This window comes from Streptomyces sp. PTY087I2 (genome assembly GCF_001687325.1).
Classification (GTDB): domain Bacteria; phylum Actinomycetota; class Actinomycetes; order Streptomycetales; family Streptomycetaceae; genus Streptomyces.
This window is the reverse complement of sequence record NZ_LZRD01000049.1, coordinates 1-19,710: the sequence shown is the minus strand read 5'-3', so window position 1 is coordinate 19,710 and position 19,710 is coordinate 1. Positions and strand designations below refer to the sequence as shown.

Annotated in this window: 17 protein-coding genes and 1 pseudogene; 5 read left to right on the top strand and 13 right to left on the bottom strand. The window is 72.3% G+C overall.

Translation table 11 applies throughout. The features are described 5' to 3' along the window. Positions 1-262 precede the first annotated feature (262 nt). Positions 263-1,426: a DNA polymerase III subunit beta gene (dnaN, locus tag A3Q37_RS33100; RefSeq protein WP_065490517.1), complete on the top strand. Its 1,164-nt coding sequence runs from the start codon at positions 263-265 to the stop codon at positions 1,424-1,426. 54 nt (positions 1,427-1,480) lie between these two features. Here dnaN and A3Q37_RS33095 read toward each other — a convergent pair whose 3' ends face one another. From A3Q37_RS33095 to A3Q37_RS33080, 4 genes are all read right to left on the bottom strand, one after another. Beyond that, positions 1,481-2,572, bottom strand: a complete 1,092-nt coding sequence (locus tag A3Q37_RS33095) for a CU044_5270 family protein (RefSeq protein WP_065490514.1) — start codon at positions 2,570-2,572, stop codon at positions 1,481-1,483. Continuing rightward, a complete protein-coding gene (locus A3Q37_RS33090) occupies positions 2,569-3,231 on the bottom strand; it encodes an RNA polymerase sigma factor (RefSeq protein WP_065490512.1) in 663 nt (220 codons plus the stop codon). The genes A3Q37_RS33095 and A3Q37_RS33090 overlap by 4 nt, the downstream gene beginning before the upstream one ends. 193 nt (positions 3,232-3,424) lie before the next feature. Continuing rightward, positions 3,425-4,315 carry a glycoside hydrolase family 19 protein gene (locus A3Q37_RS33085; protein WP_065490510.1) on the bottom strand — a complete coding sequence of 297 codons (891 nt, stop codon included), beginning with the start codon at positions 4,313-4,315 and terminating at the stop codon, positions 3,425-3,427. Between the two features lie 361 nt (positions 4,316-4,676). Then, positions 4,677-5,534, bottom strand: coding sequence for a glycoside hydrolase family 19 protein (locus tag A3Q37_RS33080; RefSeq protein WP_079138098.1), 858 nt, complete (start codon positions 5,532-5,534; stop codon positions 4,677-4,679). Between the two features lie 210 nt (positions 5,535-5,744). Between A3Q37_RS33080 and A3Q37_RS33075 the strand changes: the two genes are divergently transcribed. Beyond that, positions 5,745-6,857: a DUF6183 family protein gene (locus tag A3Q37_RS33075; protein WP_065490506.1), complete on the top strand. Its 1,113-nt coding sequence runs from the start codon at positions 5,745-5,747 to the stop codon at positions 6,855-6,857. 119 nt (positions 6,858-6,976) lie between these two features. Here A3Q37_RS33075 and A3Q37_RS33070 read toward each other — a convergent pair whose 3' ends face one another. Then, on the bottom strand, positions 6,977-8,260 hold the full coding sequence (locus tag A3Q37_RS33070; RefSeq protein WP_026237801.1) for an adenylosuccinate synthase: 1,284 nt from the start codon (positions 8,258-8,260) through the stop codon (positions 6,977-6,979). Positions 8,261-8,446: 186 nt separating this feature from the next. Here A3Q37_RS33070 and A3Q37_RS33065 point away from each other — a divergent pair, with 186 nt between their 5' ends. Continuing rightward, positions 8,447-9,331, top strand: coding sequence for a diacylglycerol kinase (locus A3Q37_RS33065; RefSeq protein ID WP_065490504.1), 885 nt, complete (start codon positions 8,447-8,449; stop codon positions 9,329-9,331). A 53-nt stretch (positions 9,332-9,384) separates the two neighbouring features. Then, a complete protein-coding gene (locus A3Q37_RS33060; protein ID WP_006126332.1) occupies positions 9,385-9,657 on the top strand; it encodes a DUF1876 domain-containing protein in 273 nt (90 codons plus the stop codon). A gap of 168 nt (positions 9,658-9,825) precedes the next feature. On the opposite strand, the gene A3Q37_RS33055 is transcribed toward A3Q37_RS33060, so the two are convergent. Further along, the gene (locus tag A3Q37_RS33055) at positions 9,826-11,043 is read right to left on the bottom strand and encodes a cytochrome P450 (protein ID WP_065490502.1); all 1,218 of its coding nucleotides are present in this window, start codon (positions 11,041-11,043) and stop codon (positions 9,826-9,828) included. Between the two features lie 126 nt (positions 11,044-11,169). Here A3Q37_RS33055 and A3Q37_RS33050 point away from each other — a divergent pair, with 126 nt between their 5' ends. Beyond that, entirely contained in the window at positions 11,170-12,882 is a 1,713-nt protein-coding gene (locus A3Q37_RS33050; protein ID WP_255312026.1) for a transposase, read from the top strand. On the opposite strand, the gene A3Q37_RS33045 is transcribed toward A3Q37_RS33050, so the two are convergent. The 7 genes and pseudogenes from A3Q37_RS33045 to A3Q37_RS33015 form a co-directional block, all read right to left on the bottom strand. Next, positions 12,869-13,537 (bottom strand): response regulator transcription factor, encoded by a 669-nt coding sequence (locus A3Q37_RS33045; RefSeq protein WP_065490500.1) that lies wholly within the window; start codon positions 13,535-13,537, stop codon positions 12,869-12,871. The genes A3Q37_RS33050 and A3Q37_RS33045 overlap by 14 nt on opposite strands. Next, positions 13,534-14,895 carry a sensor histidine kinase gene (locus A3Q37_RS33040; protein ID WP_065490498.1) on the bottom strand — a complete coding sequence of 454 codons (1,362 nt, stop codon included), beginning with the start codon at positions 14,893-14,895 and terminating at the stop codon, positions 13,534-13,536. The genes A3Q37_RS33045 and A3Q37_RS33040 overlap by 4 nt, the downstream gene beginning before the upstream one ends. A 133-nt stretch (positions 14,896-15,028) precedes the next feature. Beyond that, positions 15,029-15,737, bottom strand: a pseudogene (locus A3Q37_RS33035) (NmrA family NAD(P)-binding protein); the annotation flags it as partial. Between the two features lie 120 nt (positions 15,738-15,857). Further along, on the bottom strand, positions 15,858-16,781 hold the full coding sequence (locus A3Q37_RS33030; RefSeq protein ID WP_065490496.1) for a S9 family peptidase: 924 nt from the start codon (positions 16,779-16,781) through the stop codon (positions 15,858-15,860). 149 nt (positions 16,782-16,930) lie between these two features. After that, the gene (gene kynU, locus A3Q37_RS33025; protein ID WP_065490495.1) at positions 16,931-18,145 is read right to left on the bottom strand and encodes a kynureninase; all 1,215 of its coding nucleotides are present in this window, start codon (positions 18,143-18,145) and stop codon (positions 16,931-16,933) included. Then, the gene (locus A3Q37_RS33020; protein WP_065490494.1) at positions 18,138-18,986 is read right to left on the bottom strand and encodes a tryptophan 2,3-dioxygenase family protein; all 849 of its coding nucleotides are present in this window, start codon (positions 18,984-18,986) and stop codon (positions 18,138-18,140) included. The genes kynU and A3Q37_RS33020 overlap by 8 nt, the downstream gene beginning before the upstream one ends. 134 nt (positions 18,987-19,120) lie before the next feature. Further along, positions 19,121-19,534 carry a DUF3151 domain-containing protein gene (locus A3Q37_RS33015; RefSeq protein WP_065490493.1) on the bottom strand — a complete coding sequence of 138 codons (414 nt, stop codon included), beginning with the start codon at positions 19,532-19,534 and terminating at the stop codon, positions 19,121-19,123. Between the last annotated feature and the right edge of the window lie 176 nt (positions 19,535-19,710).

Sequence of the window (19,710 nt, the reverse complement as noted above, 5' to 3'; positions counted from 1 at the left end):
GGCCGTCCCATTGGGCGTATTGAATCTCCCGGTCTCCCTACCCTCCGATCTATCGTCCGAACGTGTTCCGGCACGTCGGGGGAGACGGGGGAGGCCGGAACACGGGAACGCGGGAACGCGGCGGCAGGGGCTCACGGGGGTGGTCGCTGTCGCCGGTTGCCGCGCTCCCTGGGTGTGATTGTCAGTGGTGCCTCCTAACGTCGTACGCGGAAGTCGGCTTCAGGAATCGCTCCCGGCTTCGACGTCCGAGGAAAGGCGCCCCATGGAGTTCCGCATCGAACGCAGTGCCCTGACCGAGGCCGTGTCCTGGGCGGCCCGCGTCCTGCCCGTGCGCTCGCCCGTTCCCGTACTGGGCGGGCTGCTGCTGGACACGGAGGCCGGAGCCGGGGACGAGGCCGGGGCCGGGCGGCTGCGGATCTCCGGGCTGGACTACGAGGCGTCCGCGCGCATCGACGGGGAGGCCGAGGTCCTGCGACCCGGCAAGGTGCTCGTCATGGGGCGGCGGCTGCTGGACATCTGCAAGGTGCTGCCCGACGGCCCCGTGGCGTGCGCGGTGGAGGGCTCGCGGTTCACGGTGTCGGGCGACGGGGCCCGGTTCGGCCTCTCCGTGCTGCCGCTGGACGACTACCCGGCGCTGCCCCCGCTCCCGCAGGTGCGGGGCGCGGTGGACGCGGAGCTGTTCGCGGTGGCCGTGGCCGATGTGGCGGTGGCGGCCGGGCGGGACGACACGCTGCCCGCGCTCACCGGGATCCGGCTGGGGCTCGACGGCGACACGATGACGCTCGCCGCGACCGACCGCTACCGCTTCGCCGTGCGGACCGTCCCGTGGAAGGCGGCCGCGCCCGGCGAGAGCGCCGACGTCCTCGTCTCCGCCCGCCGGCTCACCGAGATCGCCCGCTCGCTGGGCCGCTCCGGGCTGGTGAGCGTCGCCCTGGACGCCGGTTCGGCGGGCTTCGAGCACGCGGGCATGCGCACCACCGTACGGCTCCTGGAGGGCCGACTGCCGCGCCACGAGAAGCTGTTCGCGATGGAGGACCCGGCCGTTGCGGCGGTGGACCGGGCCCGGCTGACGGAGGCGGTCAAGCGGGTCTCCGTCGTCGCCGACGGGGACAGCCCGGTCCAGATGACGTTCTCCCGCGCCGACGCCTCGGTCCTGCTCCGAGCGGGTTATGAGGACGACGTGGCGTCCCAGCGGCTGCCGGCCGCCCTGGAGGGGGCCGAGGAGCTGACGGTGGCCTTCAACCCGGCGTATCTGGCGGACGCCCTGGCCGCCTTCACGGGACCGTCCCTCCGCCTCCAGCTGCTGGGGGCGGGGCAGCGCGCGCTGATCACGGACGGGGAGGGTCCGGACGGGACGCCGACGGACGGGGAGGGTCCGGGCACCCACCGGCATCTGCTGATGTCGGTGCGGCCGCAGTTGGTGTGACCCGGCCCACCGCCGTACGTCCTCCCCGTCCCCCGCCGCGATGTCAGTTCCGCGTCAGTTCCGCGGCCGGACGCCCGCCTTGTCGACCACCGCCGTCTCGATCACCGCGCTGTCGCCGAGGAAGTCGCCCTTCTTGCCGTACTCCGTGTCCCGCGTCAGATGGCTGCTCCAGCCCAGGTAGGACAGATCCTCCGGGTCGAAGACCCACTCGGTGCGCACGCCGGAACGCTCGTCGTCGCGGGCGATGCCCACGCCCTTGCGGCCCAGCGCGTCCACCGCGTCGGGGGCCTCGGTGACGCCGGGGATGAGCGCGGCCGCCTTGTAGAGCGCGGCTGCCGTGCCGGGCGGGAGGAGCGTGTCGCCGATCAGGCCCCCGATCGCCTGGAAGACGGCCTGGTCGGGGTCGTCCCCCTCGAACTTCGGGGTGATCTCGGAGAGATAGTCCAGCAGGGCCCGCGGTTCGGTCGGCAGGGTGGACAGCCAGCGGTAGGTGGGCCGGTGGAGGCCCGGCCGGGTGCCCTCGCTGTCGCCCAGCTCGGCGTTGATGGGCAGGGTCTCCCCGTACTGACGGCTCAGACCGAGCTTCTTCTGCGGGCCGGGCTTCTGCGAGTACCAGGTCTCCGACTCCTCCAGCGGTTCGACGACCAGCTTGCCGGTCGTCAGGTCGACGTCCCGGCCCGTGCTGCGTGTGTAGACGAACTGGTCGTCCCGGACCGGCAGGGCCTCGCCCTTCCCCGCCGCGTCCGAGATACGCAGGAGCACCTGGGAGACCGACCGGGTGTCCCCCGCACCGCCCGTGCCCGCCGGGCCGCCGTTCTGTGCGGCGTACCCCAGGACCAGCGCCCCGGCCACGGCCAGCGCGGTGGCGGGCGCCAGGAAGGAGGGGCGCAGCAGGCGTGACCGGGCGGGGCGGTCGGGACGGCCAGCTCGCTCGCGGGCGCGGTCCTGGGCGTCGGCCCCTGCCCCTGCCCCGGTACGCTTCCGGGCGGCGCGGGCGGTGTCGTCGTCGATCAGGTTCATCAGGCGTTCCCTGTGGTGCTCGTGACGGCCCGGCGGAAGGTCGGTCACGGGGGCGGGCGGCAGCAGCCGCGCCAGTTCGGCGCGCTCGGCGGCGTACTCTTCGCGGCCGTCGTCGGTGCCCTTCATCGCGATCCCCTCTCGCTCGGCAGGGCGACGATCGCCGCCCTGCCTCCTACCTCTCCGCGGCCCCGGCCGGGTTCCCGCGCTTCCCGCGCTTCCTGCCCTTCCCGCGCTTCCTGTGCGAGCCGTTCGCCCGTCAGCGCGCGCAGCCGCTTCCGGGCCCGGGAGAGCCGGGAGCGTACGGTGCCCACGGGCACGCCCAGCGCGTCCGCGGTCTGCGCGTAGTCGAGCCCCGCCCAGACGCAGAGCGCCAGCACCTCCCGCTCGGGCCCCCGGAGCCGGTCGAGCACCGCGCGTACGGCCGCGAGTTCCCGTTGGTGGTCCAGTCGTTCGGCGGACGCCTCGGCGAAGTCGGCAGTCTCCTCGGGCTTCGGCTGCCGGGCCAGGAAGGCGAGCCGGCGGCCGACCCCACGGCGGTGGTTGCGCGCCTTGTTGGTCGCGATGCCCAGCAGCCAGGGGCCCAGCGGACCGCCCTCGGCGCGGACCTGCTCGCGGGTGCGCCAGGCGGCGAGGAAGGTCTCCGACATCACGTCCTCGGCGGCCGAGAGGTCCCCGGTGAGACGGGCGGCGTGCTGGTGGACGGTCCGGGCGTACCGGTCGTAGAGGGCCGCGAAGGCCTCCCGGTCACCGGCCCGGATCCGCTCCCGTACTTCGTTGTCTTCCACGCCCTGTACCTCTCCGGGGCCCGCGCCCGGTTCCCGTGGCCCGCGTCACACCCGGGGCCGGCGGCTCCCGACGATCGTGCCAACCCGGTCCCGGACGCCGAAACGGGGGGTGCGCTCCGGCTTGCGCCGGACGCACCCCCCGCTCGGGTGGGGTCCCTTCAGCGGCCCTCGCGGGCCGGGGTCAGGGGCAGGGTCAGCAGCTCAGGTTCGAGCCGGTGGTGGTGCCGAGCACCTGGGTGAACTGCGTGAACTTGTCGATCCGGCTCTGGACCTGGGCCGGGTTGCCGCCGTTGCACTCGATCGCGCCGTTGATGGAGCGGATGGTCTCGCCGAAGCCCGCGTTGTTCACGATGGCGTTGTGGCCGGTCATGGTGCCGGGGCCGGACTGGGTGTTCCAGTACCAGAGGCCGGTCTTCCAGGCGATGGCCGCGTTCTGCTCGACCAGGTAGGGGTTGTTCAGCAGGTCGATGCCGAGCGCGTCACCGGCCGCCTTGTAGTTGAAGTTCCAGCTCAGCTGGATGGGGCCCTTGCCGTAGTACGCGGACTGGCCGGCCGGGCAGCCGTAGGGCTGGCTCGCGTCGCAGTAGTGCGGGTAGTTCGCCTCGTTGACTTCCTTGATGTACACCAGCCCGCCGGTCTCGTGGCTGACGTTGGCGAGGAAGGCGGCGGCCTCGCGCTTCTTGATCTCGTCGCTGCCGGTGTTGGCGAAGGCCGGGTAGGCGGACAGGGCGTCGGTCAGGCCCTGGTACGTGTAGAAGGCGTTCCGGTTCGGGAACATCTGGTTGAACTGGGCCTCGCTGACGACGAATCCGTTGCTCTGGCCCGGGTCCTCACCGCCCCCGCCGGTGCCGCAGGCCCCGTTGTCGGCCCAGACGTCGGAGCTGCCCGGCGTCTCGCCCTGGGTCCACCACTTGGCGGTGTAGTTGCGGCCGTTGTGGGAGACGGTGCCGCCTCCGGTGTAGACCGCGGAGGAGTTCCAGGCCGTGGCGCAGGTGGCGGCCTGCGCGGTGGCGGCGGGAAGGACGACGAGCGCCGCGATGACCGCGCCGAGCGCGACCAGCAGGCTCAGGACACGTCGGATCACGTGATCACACTCCTTGGACGCGGCGCGACGTCCGGCCGTGCGCCGCTGTGGGGGTGCCCGACACTCAAGCGAGCATGGTCTGGACCTGTCAAGGTCTAGACCATGCTCGAAAAGAGCGGAGGTTCCACCGATTCCGGCCCCGGCGGCCCGGGGCGCTTGCACTAAGAGCGCTCTCAACAGCCGCTATTCCGGAGGGAGTCCATCCGGATCACCCGTGGACCGGGGTGCCGGCGAAGGTAAAATCTTCCGGCCCGCCCAGCATGCGGACGGCACACGCTCCCCCTGCGGACAGCCGCAGACGGCCTCCGCGCCCGCGCTCAGCGGATGAGCCCGATCCCAGCGGCCAACCGACTGCCCGCGCTCAGCAGGTGAGCCCCGATCCCGGCGCCACCCCGGTGATGCCGGTGATGCGTTCGTACCGTTCCACCCGCGCCGCCACCGACTCCGGGTTGCCGCCGTCGCACTCCAGGGCCCCGTTGAGCGAACGGATCGTCTCGCCGAAGCCCGCGCCGCCGACCATCGCCTCGTGCGAGGTCATGGTGCCGGGGCCGTTCTGCGTGTTCCAGTACCAGAGGGCGGTGGCCCAGGCGACGGACGGATCCCGCTCGACCAGCCAGGGGTCGTTCAGCAGATCGAGCCCGAGGGCGTCCCCGGCGGCCTTGTAGTTGAAGTTCCAGCTGAACATGATCGGGCCGCGCCCGTAGTACGCCTCGCGCCCCGCCGGGCAGCCGAAGGGCTGGGTGTCGTCGCACTTGCGCCAGTAGTTGGCCTCGTTGATCTCCTTGACGTACTTCAGCCCCACCGACTCGAAGTCCGCGTGCGTCAGGAACGCCGCCGCCTCCCGCGCCCGCGTCTGCGGCGTACCGACGTTGGCGAAGTGCGGGTAGGCGTGCAGCGCGTCGATCAGGCCCTGGTACGTGTAGAAGGGGTCGCGGTCCGGGAAGATCGCGTCGAACTCCGCCTCGCCGATGACGAAGTCGGACACCCCTCCCGTACAGGCGCCCCGGTCCGCCCAGGCGGATCCCGCACCCGGATTCTCGCCCCGGTTCCACCACTTGGCGCTCCAGTTGCGGCCGTGGTGGGAGACGGTGTCCCCGGCGCGGTAGTCGGCCGTGGCGCTGTGGAGCGGCGCGCAGGGCTCGGTGGCGGGGGTGGTGGCCGAGGCGGTGGGGGCCGCCGTGACGAGGGCGGCGGCGAGGGCGGCGAGCGTCGCGGGCACAGTCAGAAATCGCTTGAGGCGATCGGTGCGGTCGATGCGAGACAGGGCTGCTCACTCCTTCGACGCGGCTCACCGGGCGCGCCCGAGCGCCCCGGCGGGCCGACATGGGGGGACCACCACCCAAACGGCATTGGTCTGGACCTGTCAAGGTCTGGATGGGCCGTCAAACGCGTCGCACCCGCCGCCGGGACGGCCCTAGGGTGACGAACCGTGAACAACACCGACGACGACTTCAGGCGCTTCTCCTGGCAGACGGCCCAACAGCGCGCCGCGCAGGGCGACTCCCGCCAGGTGGCCGACCTGGCGATGGAGCTGACGGACCGGATCGAAGCCGCCACCAAGAAGACGCGCGAGCACCAGGGCCAACTCGCCCAGCTCGTCAGGGTGCTGGCCATCACCCCCGGCCCCGACAGCCTGACGCAGCTCCTGCGGCTGTTCACCCGGAGCCAAGGCCCCGGGGTCGACCTCGCGCCCCGGTTCGTGGCCTCGCTCCTGGCGGAGCACCGGGAGGCGGCCGACCTGGTGGGCCCGCTCTCCGAGCGCGACGCGAAGGGCCGGCTGGACGAGCTGCGCATCTGCCTCTTCCACGAACTGATCCTGCGGGGCGTGGACATGGACGCGTTCCCGAAGACGATCGACTGGACGCGGGTGATGTACGGCGGCCATCCGCTGGTATGGCTGCCGTCGCGCCGCAGCGCACTGGAGACCCGACTCACCTTTCCCAGCCGTTCGATCAACGGCGGCGCACGCTCCGGCGGTTCCCCCCTGCCCGCCGACGGCCGGGTCGACCCGCCCACTCCTCGTACGGCGGAGCAGTCGGCCCTAGTGGACTCCGCGACCCTCGACCTGCACCAGATGATCATCGCCGCGCCGGAGGCGGGCGGCTGGGGGCACTCGGAGGCCTGGGTCTTCCGGACGGACGAGGAAGTGGAACCGGACCGGGTTCCCGCGCTGCTGCCCACCCTGCCCATGGGATGCGTCGAGGGGCTCGGCACCACGGGCCGCTTCGAGATCGCCCGCCGCCCCGCCGACGCGATCTGGAGCATTCTCTTCGCCACCGCCTCGATGGGTGGCATGGGCGACCACGGGGCGCACGGCGCGTTCGGACGGCTGTGGGCCTGGAAATCCATGGCGGCCCTCAGCGACGCCCCGGCAGGGGCGAGCGCGGAGGAGGTGGAGCACCACGTCCGGCAGACGACGTGGTTCCACTTCGAGTCCGACGCGGAGTGGTTCTGCAACGAGATCTTGGCCGACTACGGCATCGCCGCCCTCTCCCCCGACCGCCGCCGGATCGCCGTACTCGCGGCGACGGACACCGACTGAGGCGGGCCCGCCCCGGCCGAGGCGGGCGCGAACGCGGTCGCGGAAAACCCGTGGGGCCCGGGATGCGAATCATTCCGATCCGACCCGGGCCCCACGGACAGCACCGCCTGCAACACCGCCTACAGGAACGAGTTGATCTCGATCGTCTCGGTCCGGCCGGGGCCGACGCCGATCGCGGAGATCGGGGCGCCCGACATCTCCTCCAGGGCCTTCACGTAACCCTGCGCGTTCTTCGGCAGGTCGGAGAAGGTCTTGGCCTTGGTGATGTCCTCGGACCAGCCCGGCAGGGTCTCGTAGATCGGCTTCGCGTGGTGGAAGTCGGTCTGGTTGTACGGGAGCTCCTCGACGCGCTTGCCGTCGATCTCGTACGCCACGCAGACCGGGATCCGCTCCCAGCCGGTGAGGACGTCCAGCTTGGTGAGGAAGAAGTCGGTCAGGCCGTTGACCCGGGTCGCGTACCGCGCGATCGGGGCGTCGAACCAGCCGCAGCGGCGGTCACGGCCGGTGGTGACACCGCGCTCGCCGCCGATGCGCCGCAGCGCCTCGCCGTCCTCGTCGAACAGCTCGGTCGGGAACGGACCGGCGCCGACCCGCGTCGTATAGGCCTTGAGGATGCCGATGACGCGGCTGATCTTCGTCGGGCCGACACCGGCTCCGGTGCAGGCGCCGCCCGCCGTCGGGTTCGACGAGGTGACGAAGGGGTACGTGCCGTGGTCGACGTCGAGCAGGGTGCCCTGGCCGCCCTCGAAGAGCACGACCTTGCCGTCGTCGATGGCTTCGTTCAGGATCAGGGTCGTGTCGGCGACGAACGGCTTGATCTGCTCCGCGTACTGGAGCATGTCCTCGACGACCTTGCCCGCCTCGATCGCCCGGCGGTTGAAGACCTTGGCCAGGAGCTGGTTCTTCTGCTCCAGGGCCGCCTCCACCTTCTGCTCCAGGATCGACTCGTCGTAGAGGTCCTGGACGCGGATCCCCACCCGGTTGATCTTGTCGGCGTACGTCGGGCCGATGCCCCGGCCCGTCGTACCGATCTTGCGCTTCCCGAGGAAGCGCTCGGTCACCTTGTCGAGCGTGACGTTGTACGGAGTGATCAAATGAGCGTTGCCGCTGATCAGAAGCTTGGACGTGTCGACGCCTCGCTCGTTCAGACCGCTCAGCTCGGAGAGCAGGACCGCCGGGTCGACCACGACACCGTTCCCGATGACCGGGGTACAGCCCGGCGACAGGATTCCGGAGGGGAGGAGATGAAGTGCGTACTTCTGGTCGCCCACGACGACCGTGTGACCGGCGTTGTTACCGCCCTGGTATCGCACGACATAGTCCACGGATCCACCGAGGAGATCGGTGGCCTTCCCCTTGCCCTCGTCACCCCACTGAGCACCGAGCAGCACAAGTGCGGGCACAGGCGTACACCCCTTCCGGGCGGGGCATGTCCAAGGTCAGGGGGCGTACGTCAAGGTCGTACCTGCCGTACGACGATGTACGGCACAGCCTGAGCCGTCGAACCGGGTGCCCCGGAATAGACGAAGCCCCTGGCGCAATAGCGCAAGGGGCTCTTGCACCAAGATGCTACCCGAGGAAGGACCGAGGTGTCGGCTGGAGAGCCCCCCGGCGACGGCGACGACCAGCTTCTCGTGGTCATCGACCCGGCCGCCCGCAGGACCGACGGCGAGTCCGTCCGCATCGCGAAGGACGTGCTGAGCGCCGGCTCGCACGCCAAGATCTGCCTCCCGGACACCCCGGAGGAGTTCGCCCGCGCCCTCTCCCGGCGGGGCTCGCGCCGCCCGGTCGTGGTCGGTGACGACCATGCGCTGCTGCGCGCCGTGGCCCAGCTGCACCGCGAGCGGGAGCTGGCCGCCGGCGTCCTCTCCCTGATCCCCGTCGGCGCGGCGCACGCGCTGGAGGTCGCCCACGCCCTCGGTGTCCCCCGGGGTGCGGTGGCGGCCGCCCGGACCGCGCTGGACGGGGCGGTGCGCCGTCTGGACCTGCTGGTCGACGACAGCGACGGCGTGGTCCTGGGCCGCCTGCGCATCCCGGCCCCGCCTCCCCCGCCGCCCGGCTCCGGAACCCCGCACGCGGGCGTCACGGCCGTCTGGGACACCTGCCGCTCGCTGGTGACGTCCCTGGTCCGCCCGGCCCCGGTCGCCGCCGCGACGGCCCCGGGCACGCACCGGCTGCGCATCGAGGCGGACGGGGTGCTGCTGAGCGACCTGGACACGCCGGTCCGGGACCTCTCGGTGACCTCCCAGGGCGGCGGGGGGCTCGCCGACGTCGTCGTCCGCACCGGTTCCGGCGAGGACGTCACGGTGGAGGCCAAGGCCGTCACGGTCTCCGGCGCGGACTTCCGCTACCGGGCCGACATACAGACCGGGGGGCCGGTGCGGACCCGGACGTGGACGGTCCGCGCGGGCGCCTGGGGGCTGATGCTGCCGGGCCCGGCGAGCGCGGACGCGGCGGCGGGCGCACGCTGGTAGGAGACGGCCCCGGAGCCGTCCCGTTTCCCCGTTCGGTCCCGGAGGTGACCGTCATGACCAGGATCGCTGTCGGATGGCACATCGACCTCGAATTCGAGGAGGACACCCACCGCACGCGCGCGGCGGCGCTCGTCCGCCTCTCCGACGGAACAGAGGTACGCGCCCACGGCTACGCCAGCCGCCATCCCTCCGACGCCGACCAGCAGCGGGTGGGCGAGGAGATCGCGGGGGCGAGGGCGCTCAACGAGCTGGCGATGAAACTGCTGACCAAGGCGCACGATGAGATCGACGAGGCGTCGGGGCGGAAGTCTTACCCGCTGACGTGATTCGGGATTCGGGGGCGCTGCCCCCGTACCCCCGCTCCTCCATCGCCGGAGGGGCTGAAATGCGCCCCGGGACCGCTGTCCTCGGCAGGCTCGCGGGCATCGCCGTGTTGGCCCTCGTACGCGGCCGGTGGCGGCCCGCCCTGCTGAGGACGCCCCCGGCCGACGTACCTACACCTCCGCCCGCAGCTCTTTCAGGCCCCGGATCACATACCCCGGCTGCCACTCCGGCTCCGCCGTCATCCGCAGCGCGGGCGCCTTCCGCAGCAGCTCACCGAAGGAGGCCGCCAGCTCCAGCCGGGCCAGCGGGGCGCCCAGGCAGAAGTGGATGCCCGCGCCGAAGGTGATGTGCGGATTGTCCGTACGGGACAGGTCCAGGACGTCCGGGCGCGCGAACCGCTCCGGGTCCCGGTTGGCCGAGCCGAACAGCAGCGCCACCTCCGTGCCCCGCCCGATCACCTGGCCGTCGATCTCGATGTCGTCCAGCACCCAGCGCTCGAACATCTGCAACGGGGTGTCGTAGCGCAGCAGTTCCTCGATCGCGGTCGGCAGCAGCGCGGGGTCGGCGCGCAGGGCGGCCAGCTGCTCCGGGTGGTGGAAGAGGGTCCGCCAGCCGTTGACCGTGGTGTTCACCGTCGCCTCGTGGCCCGCGTTCAGCAGCAGCACACAGGTCGAGATCATCTCCTGCTCGGTCAGCCGTTCCCCCTCGTCATGGGCGGCGATGAGGGCCGAGATCAGGTCGTCGCCGGGGTCGGTGCGTCGCTCGGTGATCAGCCCGCGCAGATACGCGGAGAAGTCGACCGAGGCACGGACGGCGGCCCGCGCCGTCTCCTCCGAGGGGTTCAGCTCGAACATCCCGCAGATCGCCGCCGACCAGGGCCGCAGCAGGCCCCGGTCCGCCTCCGGGACGCCCAGCATCTCCGCGATCACGGCGACCGGCAGCGGCTCCGCGACCTCCGCCAGCAGGTCGCCGCCGCCCTTCGCCACGAACGCGTCGACCAGCTCGGCCGCCAGCCGCCGTACGGTCGGGGCCAGATTCTCGACCGTACGCGGGGTGAACGCCTTCGAGATCAGCCGCCGGATCCGGGGATGGTCCGGGGCCTCCAGATCGAGGATGCCCTGCCCGTTGAGCGTGGTGAACGGCTCGTGCTCGGGCGGCGGCGGGGTCCGGCCGAACTCCTCGTGGCTGAAGCGGTGCAGATACGTACGCCCGAGGCGCCGGTCGCGCAGCAGGGCCGATACGTCGGAGTGGTGCGGGATCAGCCACTGCCCCGTCGGCTCGAACCAGTGCGCCCGGCCGGCGGCGCGCAGCGCGGTGTAGGCGGGGTAGGGATCGGCGACGAACGCGGGCGACCAGGGGTCGAAAGCTGCTGCCGGTTTGGTGTGCATGAGTCAGTTGTAGCGCCCGGGAGCACAAGCCAGGAACAGGAGTTCTGAGGCCGAATGGGTGACCCTTTCTCTGGTTGCTCGTTGTTCTGAGTGACAGGTTGCACGGTCTCGGAGCGGGGTTCGGTCGTGGGTGGTGTACGCGTGTTGGCGGCGCCCTTCATAGTGACCGGCCTTGCCGGGGTGGCGGTGCGGGACCGTCTGAAGCACCTCACGGCCGAGGATGAGCGGATATTGCGGGCAGTCGGTGAGCATCAGGGCGCGCTCGCTGCGCGTGACCTGAAGATTCGCTGCGCGGATGGTCTGGAACATGGCGCCGGCACCTGGGCCACGCGTAAGCGGGAGCTGACGAAGGTGTCGTCGTCGCGGATCGCCGGGGCGATCACCAAGACGAGTAACGACCAGTGGGCGCTCGCCCGTCGCGGTCAGGCCGCGCACATCCGGTCACTGGAGGACGGGATCCGGACACTGAAGCACCGGCTGTCCCTGCCGATCGGAGCGAAGGGCACCAAGCGTGCAGCGGGCGGTTACCGCTCCAAGGGTGAGTGGTTCCGCAAGTCACGCCGCCTCAAGGACCTGGAGACTCGACACGCTGCCGCCGTGGCGGACTGGCGTACGGGACGGGTGCGGGTCGTGCGTGGCGGCAAACGGCTCCTCAACACCCGCCACCATCTCGCAGAGGCCGAGCTCACCGAGGAGCGGTGGCGGGAGCGGTGGGAGGCGGAGCGCTGGTTCCTGGCTGCGAACGGTGAGTCGGGAAAGCGGTTCGGGAACGAGACGATCCGGGTCACCCCCGACGGCCAGGTCAGCATCAAACTGCCCGCCCCGCTGGCCCACCTGGCCAACACCAAGCACGGCCGCTACACCCTGGCCTCGCCAGTGGCATTCGCACACCGCGGTACGGAATGGGCCGACCGCATCCAAACCAACCGGGCTGTCGCCTACCGGATCCACCTCGATACTGCCCGGGGCCGCTGGTATCTGACCGCGTCCTGGCAACGCCCCCTCGTGCAGACCGTCCCGTGGGAGGCCGCCCGGGCCGGGGGTGTGATCGGTGTCGACGCCAACGCCGACCACTTCGCCGCCTACCACCTCGACCAGCACGGCAACCCCGTAGGCGAACCGCACCGCTTCGCCTACGACCTCACCGGCACCACCCACCACCGCGACGCACAGATCCGCCACGCCCTGACCCGCCTCCTCCACTGGGCCAAACAGACCGGCGCCACCGGGATCGGTATCGAGGACCTCGACTTCAGTACGGAGAAAACCCGGGAGAAGCACGGGCGCCGCAAAAAGTTCCGGAAACTGATCCACGGCATTCCCACTGCGAAACTCAAAGCCCGGCTGGTCTCCATGGCAGCCGAACAGGGTCTGATGATCATTGCGGTCGATCCCGCCTACACCTCCAAGTGGGGCGGCCAGCACTGGCAGAAACCGCTGACCACACCCCGCCGCAAGATGTCCCGTCACGATGCCGCCGGCATCGCGATCGGGAGACGCGCCCTCGGACACCCGATCCGGCGTCGGACGGCACCGCCCCCACACGACCGGAGAGATCGTGCGGGGCATCGGACCGCCCAGGCCGTACCAGGTGCACAAGAGCGTGAAGGAAGCCGTCCACCCGCAACGGACCACGCCCCCGGAGACGTGCCGCCGAGCGGGACGCGAAAGCGGCAACCCAGCGCATCCAAAACCGTTCGGGATGCGCCCAGAACACATCAGTGGGTCCAAGCCCCACTGATGCACCCTGGTCAGGGACGGTCGAAGGACACGTGCATGAACGCCCAGCTGCAAGGCCCCCCGCACGGCTCCGGCGTATGTCCGGCTACCCCGGGGTGACCAGCCGTGCCTCGTACGCGAACACCGCCGCCTGGGTCCGGTCGCGCAGCCCCAGCTTCACCAGGATGCGGCTCACATGCGTCTTGATCGTGGACTCGGCGACGATCAGGTGCGAGGCGATCTCCGCGTTGGAGAGGCCCTGCGCGATGAGGACGAGCACCTCCGTCTCGCGCTCGGTGAGATCCCCGATCCGGGCCAGCGCGGGCGGCCGCGGGGCCTCCGCGAGCTTGGAGAACTCGGTGATCAGCCGCCGGGTGACCGTCGGGGCGAGCAGCGCCTCGCCGGAGGCCACCACCCGTACCCCGTCGGCGAGCTGCCGGGCCGAGGCGTCCTTGAGGAGGAAGCCCGAGGCGCCGGCCCGCAGCGCCTGGTAGACGTACTCGTCGAGGTCGAAGGTCGTCAGCACCAGGACCTTCGCGTCGGCGTCGCGCGCGACGATCTCGCGGGTCGCCTCGATGCCGTTCATCTCCGGCATGCGGATGTCCATCAGGACGACGTCCGGGCGCAGGGCCGCCACCTGGTCGAGCGCCTGCCGGCCGTCCAGCGCCTCGCCCACGACGGTGATCCCGGGCATCGCGTTGAGCAGGACCGAGAAGCCCTCGCGGACCATCATCTGGTCGTCGACGATCAGGACCCGGATGTCGGTGTCGCTCATGCCCGGCCGTCCTGTACGCGTTCGATGACGGCGGTCTCGCCGTTGCCCTCGGCCGTGTCCCGGGACTCCGACCGCTCCGGCTGCTCGGACCTCTCCGGCTGCTCGGACAGCGGTACGGGGAGGAACACCGCGACCTCGTACCCGCCGTCGGCCGTCGTCCCGGCCGTCATCTCGCCGTTCAGCATCGCGACCCGCTCCCGCATCCCGGTGATCCCGTGCCCGGCCCCGGGCGACGGCTTGACCAGGCCCTGCGGGGGTCCGTTGACCACGCGCAGCCCGAGCCCGCCGAGGACGTAGCTCAGCTCGACCCTGGCGGAGGCGCCGGGCGCGTGCCGCAGGCTGTTGCTCAGGGCCTCCTGGACGATCCGGTACGCCGACAGCTCGACGCCCTGCGGCAGCTCGCGGACGGCCCCGGTGATCACCTTCTCCGTCTCCAGGCCCGTCTCGCGGACGTTGTCCAGGAGCCCGTCGAGCGCGGCGAGGGTCGGCTGCGGGGCGTCCGGGGCCTCGTAGTCCTCCGCCCGTACGACGCCGAGGACGCGGCGCAGTTCGGTGAGGGCGGCGACGGCGTTCTCGCGGATGGTGGCGAAGGCCTGCTCCAGCTCGGGCGGCGGGTTCTCGACCCGGTAGGGGGCGGCCTCGGCCTGGATCGCGACGACCGACATGTGGTGGGCCACCACGTCGTGCAGCTCCCGGGCGATGGTGGTGCGCTCCTCCAGCAGCGTGCGCCGGTCGCGCTCGACGGCGGTGACCGTGCGCTGCACGGTGACCTCGCGCTCGGCGTCGCGCCGGATCTGGACCACGGCGACGACGAGCAGCGCGAAGGCGGAGAGCGTGGCCAGGGGTGCGGTGACGGACGGCTCGCCGCCCTCCACCAGCATCCCGAACAGCAGGGTCAGCAGCCACATCCAGGCGGCCGCGCGGGGCCGGGTCCGGGCGGCCACGACCACCAGGACCACCAGCTGGGCCGCGAAGGCGCTCGCCCCCCACAGCTGGCCGGTCAGGATCCCGCAGAAGACGGTGGCCGCCATCGACGCCCAGAACGCGGCGACCGGCCTGACGAGGGTCATCGCCACCGGGATCGCGGGCACCACGCCCATCAGGAAGCGGTAGTCCCACTCGGCGAAGCCGATCATCATCACGATGAAGGCGGCGAACAGCACCAGGGCGTGCGGGGTCCAGACGACGGCCCTGCGCAGCCCCTCGGGCAGCCGCCGTATCAGCCGTCCGTCGGGGCTCATCGGCGGCAGGGGCCGGTAGGCGAACGCCTGGCGGAAGAGGTCCTCCCGCAGGCCGTCCAACGCCCCTGCGGCCGCCCGGAACTCCGGGCCACTGTTCTTCGTCTGGGTCTCGGTCACGGTTCCACGGTAGGCGGCGGCGGACGGCGGGTCGTCAGCATCGCTGCGGATTCCGGGGCGTCCGTCTCAAGGACTACCCGCCTCCGCCGGACCGCCCCCGGGAAACTGCGGGGGCCCACGCCCGGGCTTCCGGTCAGGCCCCCGGGCCGAAGTGCCGCGCGCGCTCCTCGGCCCACTGCGCGAAGGTCCGCGCCGACCTGCCGGTGACCTTCTCGACCGTGCCGGAGACGGTCCGGCCCTCCAGCGGGGTGTCCCGGTAGACGTCGATCAGGAACGCGATCACGGCCCTCCGGCATGCCCTGGCCCCGCCAGTTCTCCAACGCCTGCTCCTCGGTCAGCTCGACCAGCTCCACGTCCGCGCCCCGCGCCGCGCCGATGGCCGCCGTCCTGTCGCGTACGGTCAGCGCCTCCGGGCCCGTGACCAGGTACTCCCGGCCGCCGTGGCCGTCCTCGGTGAGCGCGACGGCCGCCACCGCGCCGATGTCCGCCTCATGGACCATCGCGCTCAGCCGGTCCACGTACGGCTCGCGCACCACGCCCTCGCTCCGGATGCCGGGCGCCCACTCCAGGGCGTTCGCCATGAACTCCACCGGCATCACGACCGTCCAGGCGAAGTCGCTCGCGCGCCCCGCGCTCTCCACCGGGGTGTCCCCGCCGCCGTGCGGCACGGTCACCCGGCGCACGCCCGCCTCCTTCGCCAGGGCGAGGATCGCCTCGCCGGTCTCCAGCGGGGCGAAGAGCGCTCCGCCGAAGGTGATCAGGTGCAGGCCGCTCACCCCGCGCAGCGCGGGGGCCAGCGACGCCGGGTCCGTGAGGTCGCCGCCGACGACCTCGACCCCGGCTCGGTCATGTCGTCGTTTCCGACTCCGTCCGAGCGGCGACACGACCAACGTAGAGACCTTTGAGGACACCCGCTGTCTTCACAATTCGCTGTCCTCAATCCGGCGGCCTCCGGAAAGGGCTCACCAGGCGAGCTGGGTGATCTCCTCGGCGACGACGGCGCACGCGTCGGCGGCCGGATCGATCAGCGGGAAGTGCCCGACGCCGCCGAGCAGCGTCAGCCCGACCGTCTCACCGGCCTTGGCCGCCGCGTCGACGTAGGCCTCGGAGACGGCCTGCGGGACGACGATGTCCTCGACGCCCTGCACGATCGCGGTGGCGATCCCGGTCGGCAGCAGGGCCCCGGGGTCGGCGTGCGCCGCCCGGTCCGCGAAGCCGGCCTCCCCGCCCAGGAGCTGCGTGACCGCGCCGCCGCACACCCCCAGCCGGACCGCCGTCGCGAAGTCCGCGATCGGGGCCAGGGCGACGACCCCGCGCAGCGGCGGCGGGGCGGGCAGCCGCCACGGCGACCCCTCGGGCAGGACGTGGCGCGCCGCCGCCCAGAGCGCGAGGTGCCCGCCCGCGGAGTGCCCGGTGACGACGATCCGCCGCACATCGGCGCCCGGCAGTGCGCGGGCGGCCAGGACGGGCATCGCGTCCAGGGCCGCGGCCGCGTCGTCGAAGGTCTCCGGCCAGCGCCCCGCAACCGGGTCGGCACCGGCGGGCGCCGCCGCGCTCCCGCCGCCGCGCTGCTGCGGGATGTCGTCGCCGCCGCGCCGGTACTCCACGTTGGCCACGGCGAAGCCCCGGCGGGCCAGGAAGTCCGCGAGCGGGGAGACATGGGCCCGGTCGTACGGGGACCGCCAGGCGCCGCCGTGCAGGAGGACGACGAGCGGGGCGGCGGTGCGGCCGTCGCGCGGGGCGTAGAAGTCGACGACCTGGTCGGGGTGGTCCCCGTAGGAGGCGGTGGCGTCGGGGGCGACGGCGGGGTGCGCGAAGGCCGAGGCGCTCTCGGCCGCGTCCCGCTCCTGCGCGGCAGGGTCCGGGGAACTCGGGGAATCCGACATGCTGCTCAACCGTCCTCTGCCCGTGGCCTGTGCCTGTGCTCTGCGCCTGTGTTCTGTGCCTGCGTCAGGTGCCCAACTGGGTTGACCTGCGGGGACGGTACCAGCACTCGGTACCGCCCCCGCCCGGTCGCACGGGTATTGACGGCCTGTCAGGCCGCCGGGGTCTCCGCCAGCACCTCGGCGAGGATCCGCGCCGCCCGTTCCGCGTCGGCGAATCCGACGTACAGCGGGGTGAAGCCGAACCGCAGCACGTCCGGCCGCCGCAGATCGCCGACGACGCCCCGCTCGATGAGGCGGCGCATCACGGGCTCGGCGTCGTCGCAGCGCAGGGCGACCTGGCTGCCGCGTTCCGCGTGCGCGGCCGGGGTGACGGAGGTGACCCGGCCCGCCGGAACGTACGCCTCGACGCACTCCAGGAAGAAGTCCGTCAGCGCCAGCGACTTGGCCCGTACGGTGTCCACCTCCACCCCGTCCCACACGTCGAGCGCCGCTTCCAGCGTCAGCATGGAGACGATGTCGGGGGTGCCGACCCGGCCCCGTACGGAACCGTCCGCCGGGGCGTAGTCCGGGGTCATGCCGAAGGGGTCGGCGTGCGAGTTCCAGCCCGGCAGCGGCGAGTCGAAGGCGGCCTGGTGGCGCTCGGCGACGTACAGGTACGCGGGCGAACCGGGGCCGCCATTGAGGTACTTGTACGTGCACCCGACCGCCAGGTCCACCCCGTGCTCGTCGAGCCCGACGGGCAGCGCGCCCGCGCTGTGGCAGAGGTCCCACACCGCGACCGCGCCCGCCGCGTGGACGGCGGCGGTCAGCCCGGGCAGATCGTGCAGCCGGCCCGAGCGGTAGTCGACGTGGTTGAGCAGGACCACGGCGGTACGGGGGCCGAGCGCGGCCGGTACGTCGGCGGGCGCCACCGGCACGATGCGGTGGCCGGTGAGCCGGGCGGCGGACGCCGCGATGTACCCGTCCGTGGGAAAGGTCGTCGCGTCGACCAGGATCTCGTCGCGTCCCTCGCCCGCGATGCGGGCCGCGGCGACGACGGCCTTGAAGACGTTCACGCTGGTCGAGTCGCCGACCACGATCTGTCCGGCGGCGGCCCCGACGAGCGGGGCGATCCGGTCGCCGATCCGCTCGGGCGCGGTCCACCAGCCGCTCTCGTCCCAGGACCGGATGCGCAGCTGGCCCCACTGGCGGGTGAGGACGTCCTGCACCCGGGCGGGGACGTGGACGGGCAGCGCGCCGAGCGAGTTGCCGTCGAGGTAGACGCCGTCGTCGAGCGCGAAGAGTTCGCGGCGGGCGGCGAGCGGATCGGCGGCGTCGAGCTTCAGCGCCCGCTCGCGGAACGTCTCACGGGAGGTGTCAGACATGGCTGCGCGCCGTCCACAGCTCGGGGAACACGTTCTTCGTGGCGCGCTTCTCCAGCCAGGCGACCCCGGCGGAACCGCCGGTGCCGGTCTTGGAGCCCATCGCGCGCCGGGTGGCGACGAGGTGGTCGTTGCGCCAGCGCCACACCAGCTCGCCGACGTCGGTGAGCAGCTCGCCGAGGCGGACCAGCTCGTCGTTCTGGTCGTCGGAGGCGTAGATCTCCGCCCACACGGCCTCGACCTCGGGCGACGGCTCGTACCGTTGGGTCAGGTCCCGGGTGGTGACGGCCTCGGGGATGGCGTACCCGCGCCGGGCCAGCAGGGCGAGGGTCTCGTCGTACAGGCTGGGCTCCCCGAGCGCCTTCTCCAGCTCGGCGTGGACGCGGGGCGCGCCCCGGTGCGGCACCAGCATGGAGGCCGACTTATCGCCGAGCAGGAACTCCATCCGCCGGTACATCGCGGACTGGAACCCGGACCCCTCGCCGAGAGAGCCCCGGTAGGAGTTGAACTGGGCGGGGGTGAGTCCGGCGAGCGGCCGCCAGGACTCGTTGAGCGCCTCCAGCTCGCGCAGCGAACGCTTCAGCGCGTCGCGCGCGACGGGTATGCGGTCCTCGCGCAGGGCGCGGGTGGCGGTCTCCCACTCATGGACGATGACCGTGAACCACAGCTCCATGACCTGGGTGGTGACCAGGAAGACCATCTCGCCGGGATCGTCCGAGCGCAGGTGCTGGAGGTGGGTCAGGACATCCGCCTGGACATAGTCCTCGTACGGAGTCGTTCCCGCGAAGTCCAGGTACGGGGTGTCCGCACCGGTGGCTTCGGGGTCGGGGTGGTTGGTCGACATTTCTGTCTCCTCGACACGAGCTTCCGGGTAGCGGTCCGCCCCTTCCGTGAGGTGATGGAGCTCCGGTCCCCTGCTCGCATACTAAGCCGCTCCCCGCCCGACGCGCGTGGGCGGGGAGCGGCCGGGGAGACTGCTCAGCTCAGGATGTCCGCGGCGGTCGGCGAGGAGTCGCGCAGGAACGTCGTGCAGCGCTCGTGCTCCTCGGTCTCGCCGATGGCCCCGGCGGCGCGTGCGAGGGCGTGCAGGGCGCGCAGGAAGCCGCGGTTCGGCTCGTGCTCGAACGGGACGGGGCCGTGGCCCTTCCAGCCGGCCCGGCGCAGGGAGTCGAGGCCGCGGTGGTAGCCGGTACGGGCGTACGCGTACGACTCGACGACCCGGCCGCCCTCGAACGCCTCGTCGGCGAGCTGCGCCCAGGCGAGGGACGAGGTGGGGTACTTCGCGGCGACCTCGGCGGGCGGGGTGCCGGCGGCGAGCAGCTCGCGCGGCTCGGGGTCGTCGGGGAGGTGGGTCGGGGCGGGGCCCCCGAGCAGGTTCTCGTGGATGGACATGGTTCAAGTGTGCCTGCCGTCACGCCCCGGCGGGACCTCGGGCCGGGCCTGTCCGCGGGGAGCCCCGGCTCTGCCGCGCGGGCCGTGGGGCTCCCCGGCGGCGGGGACCCCGGGCTCTGCCGTGACCCGCCGCCGGGCTCCCCCGGCGGCCCGCGTCACGCCCCGGCGGGACCTCG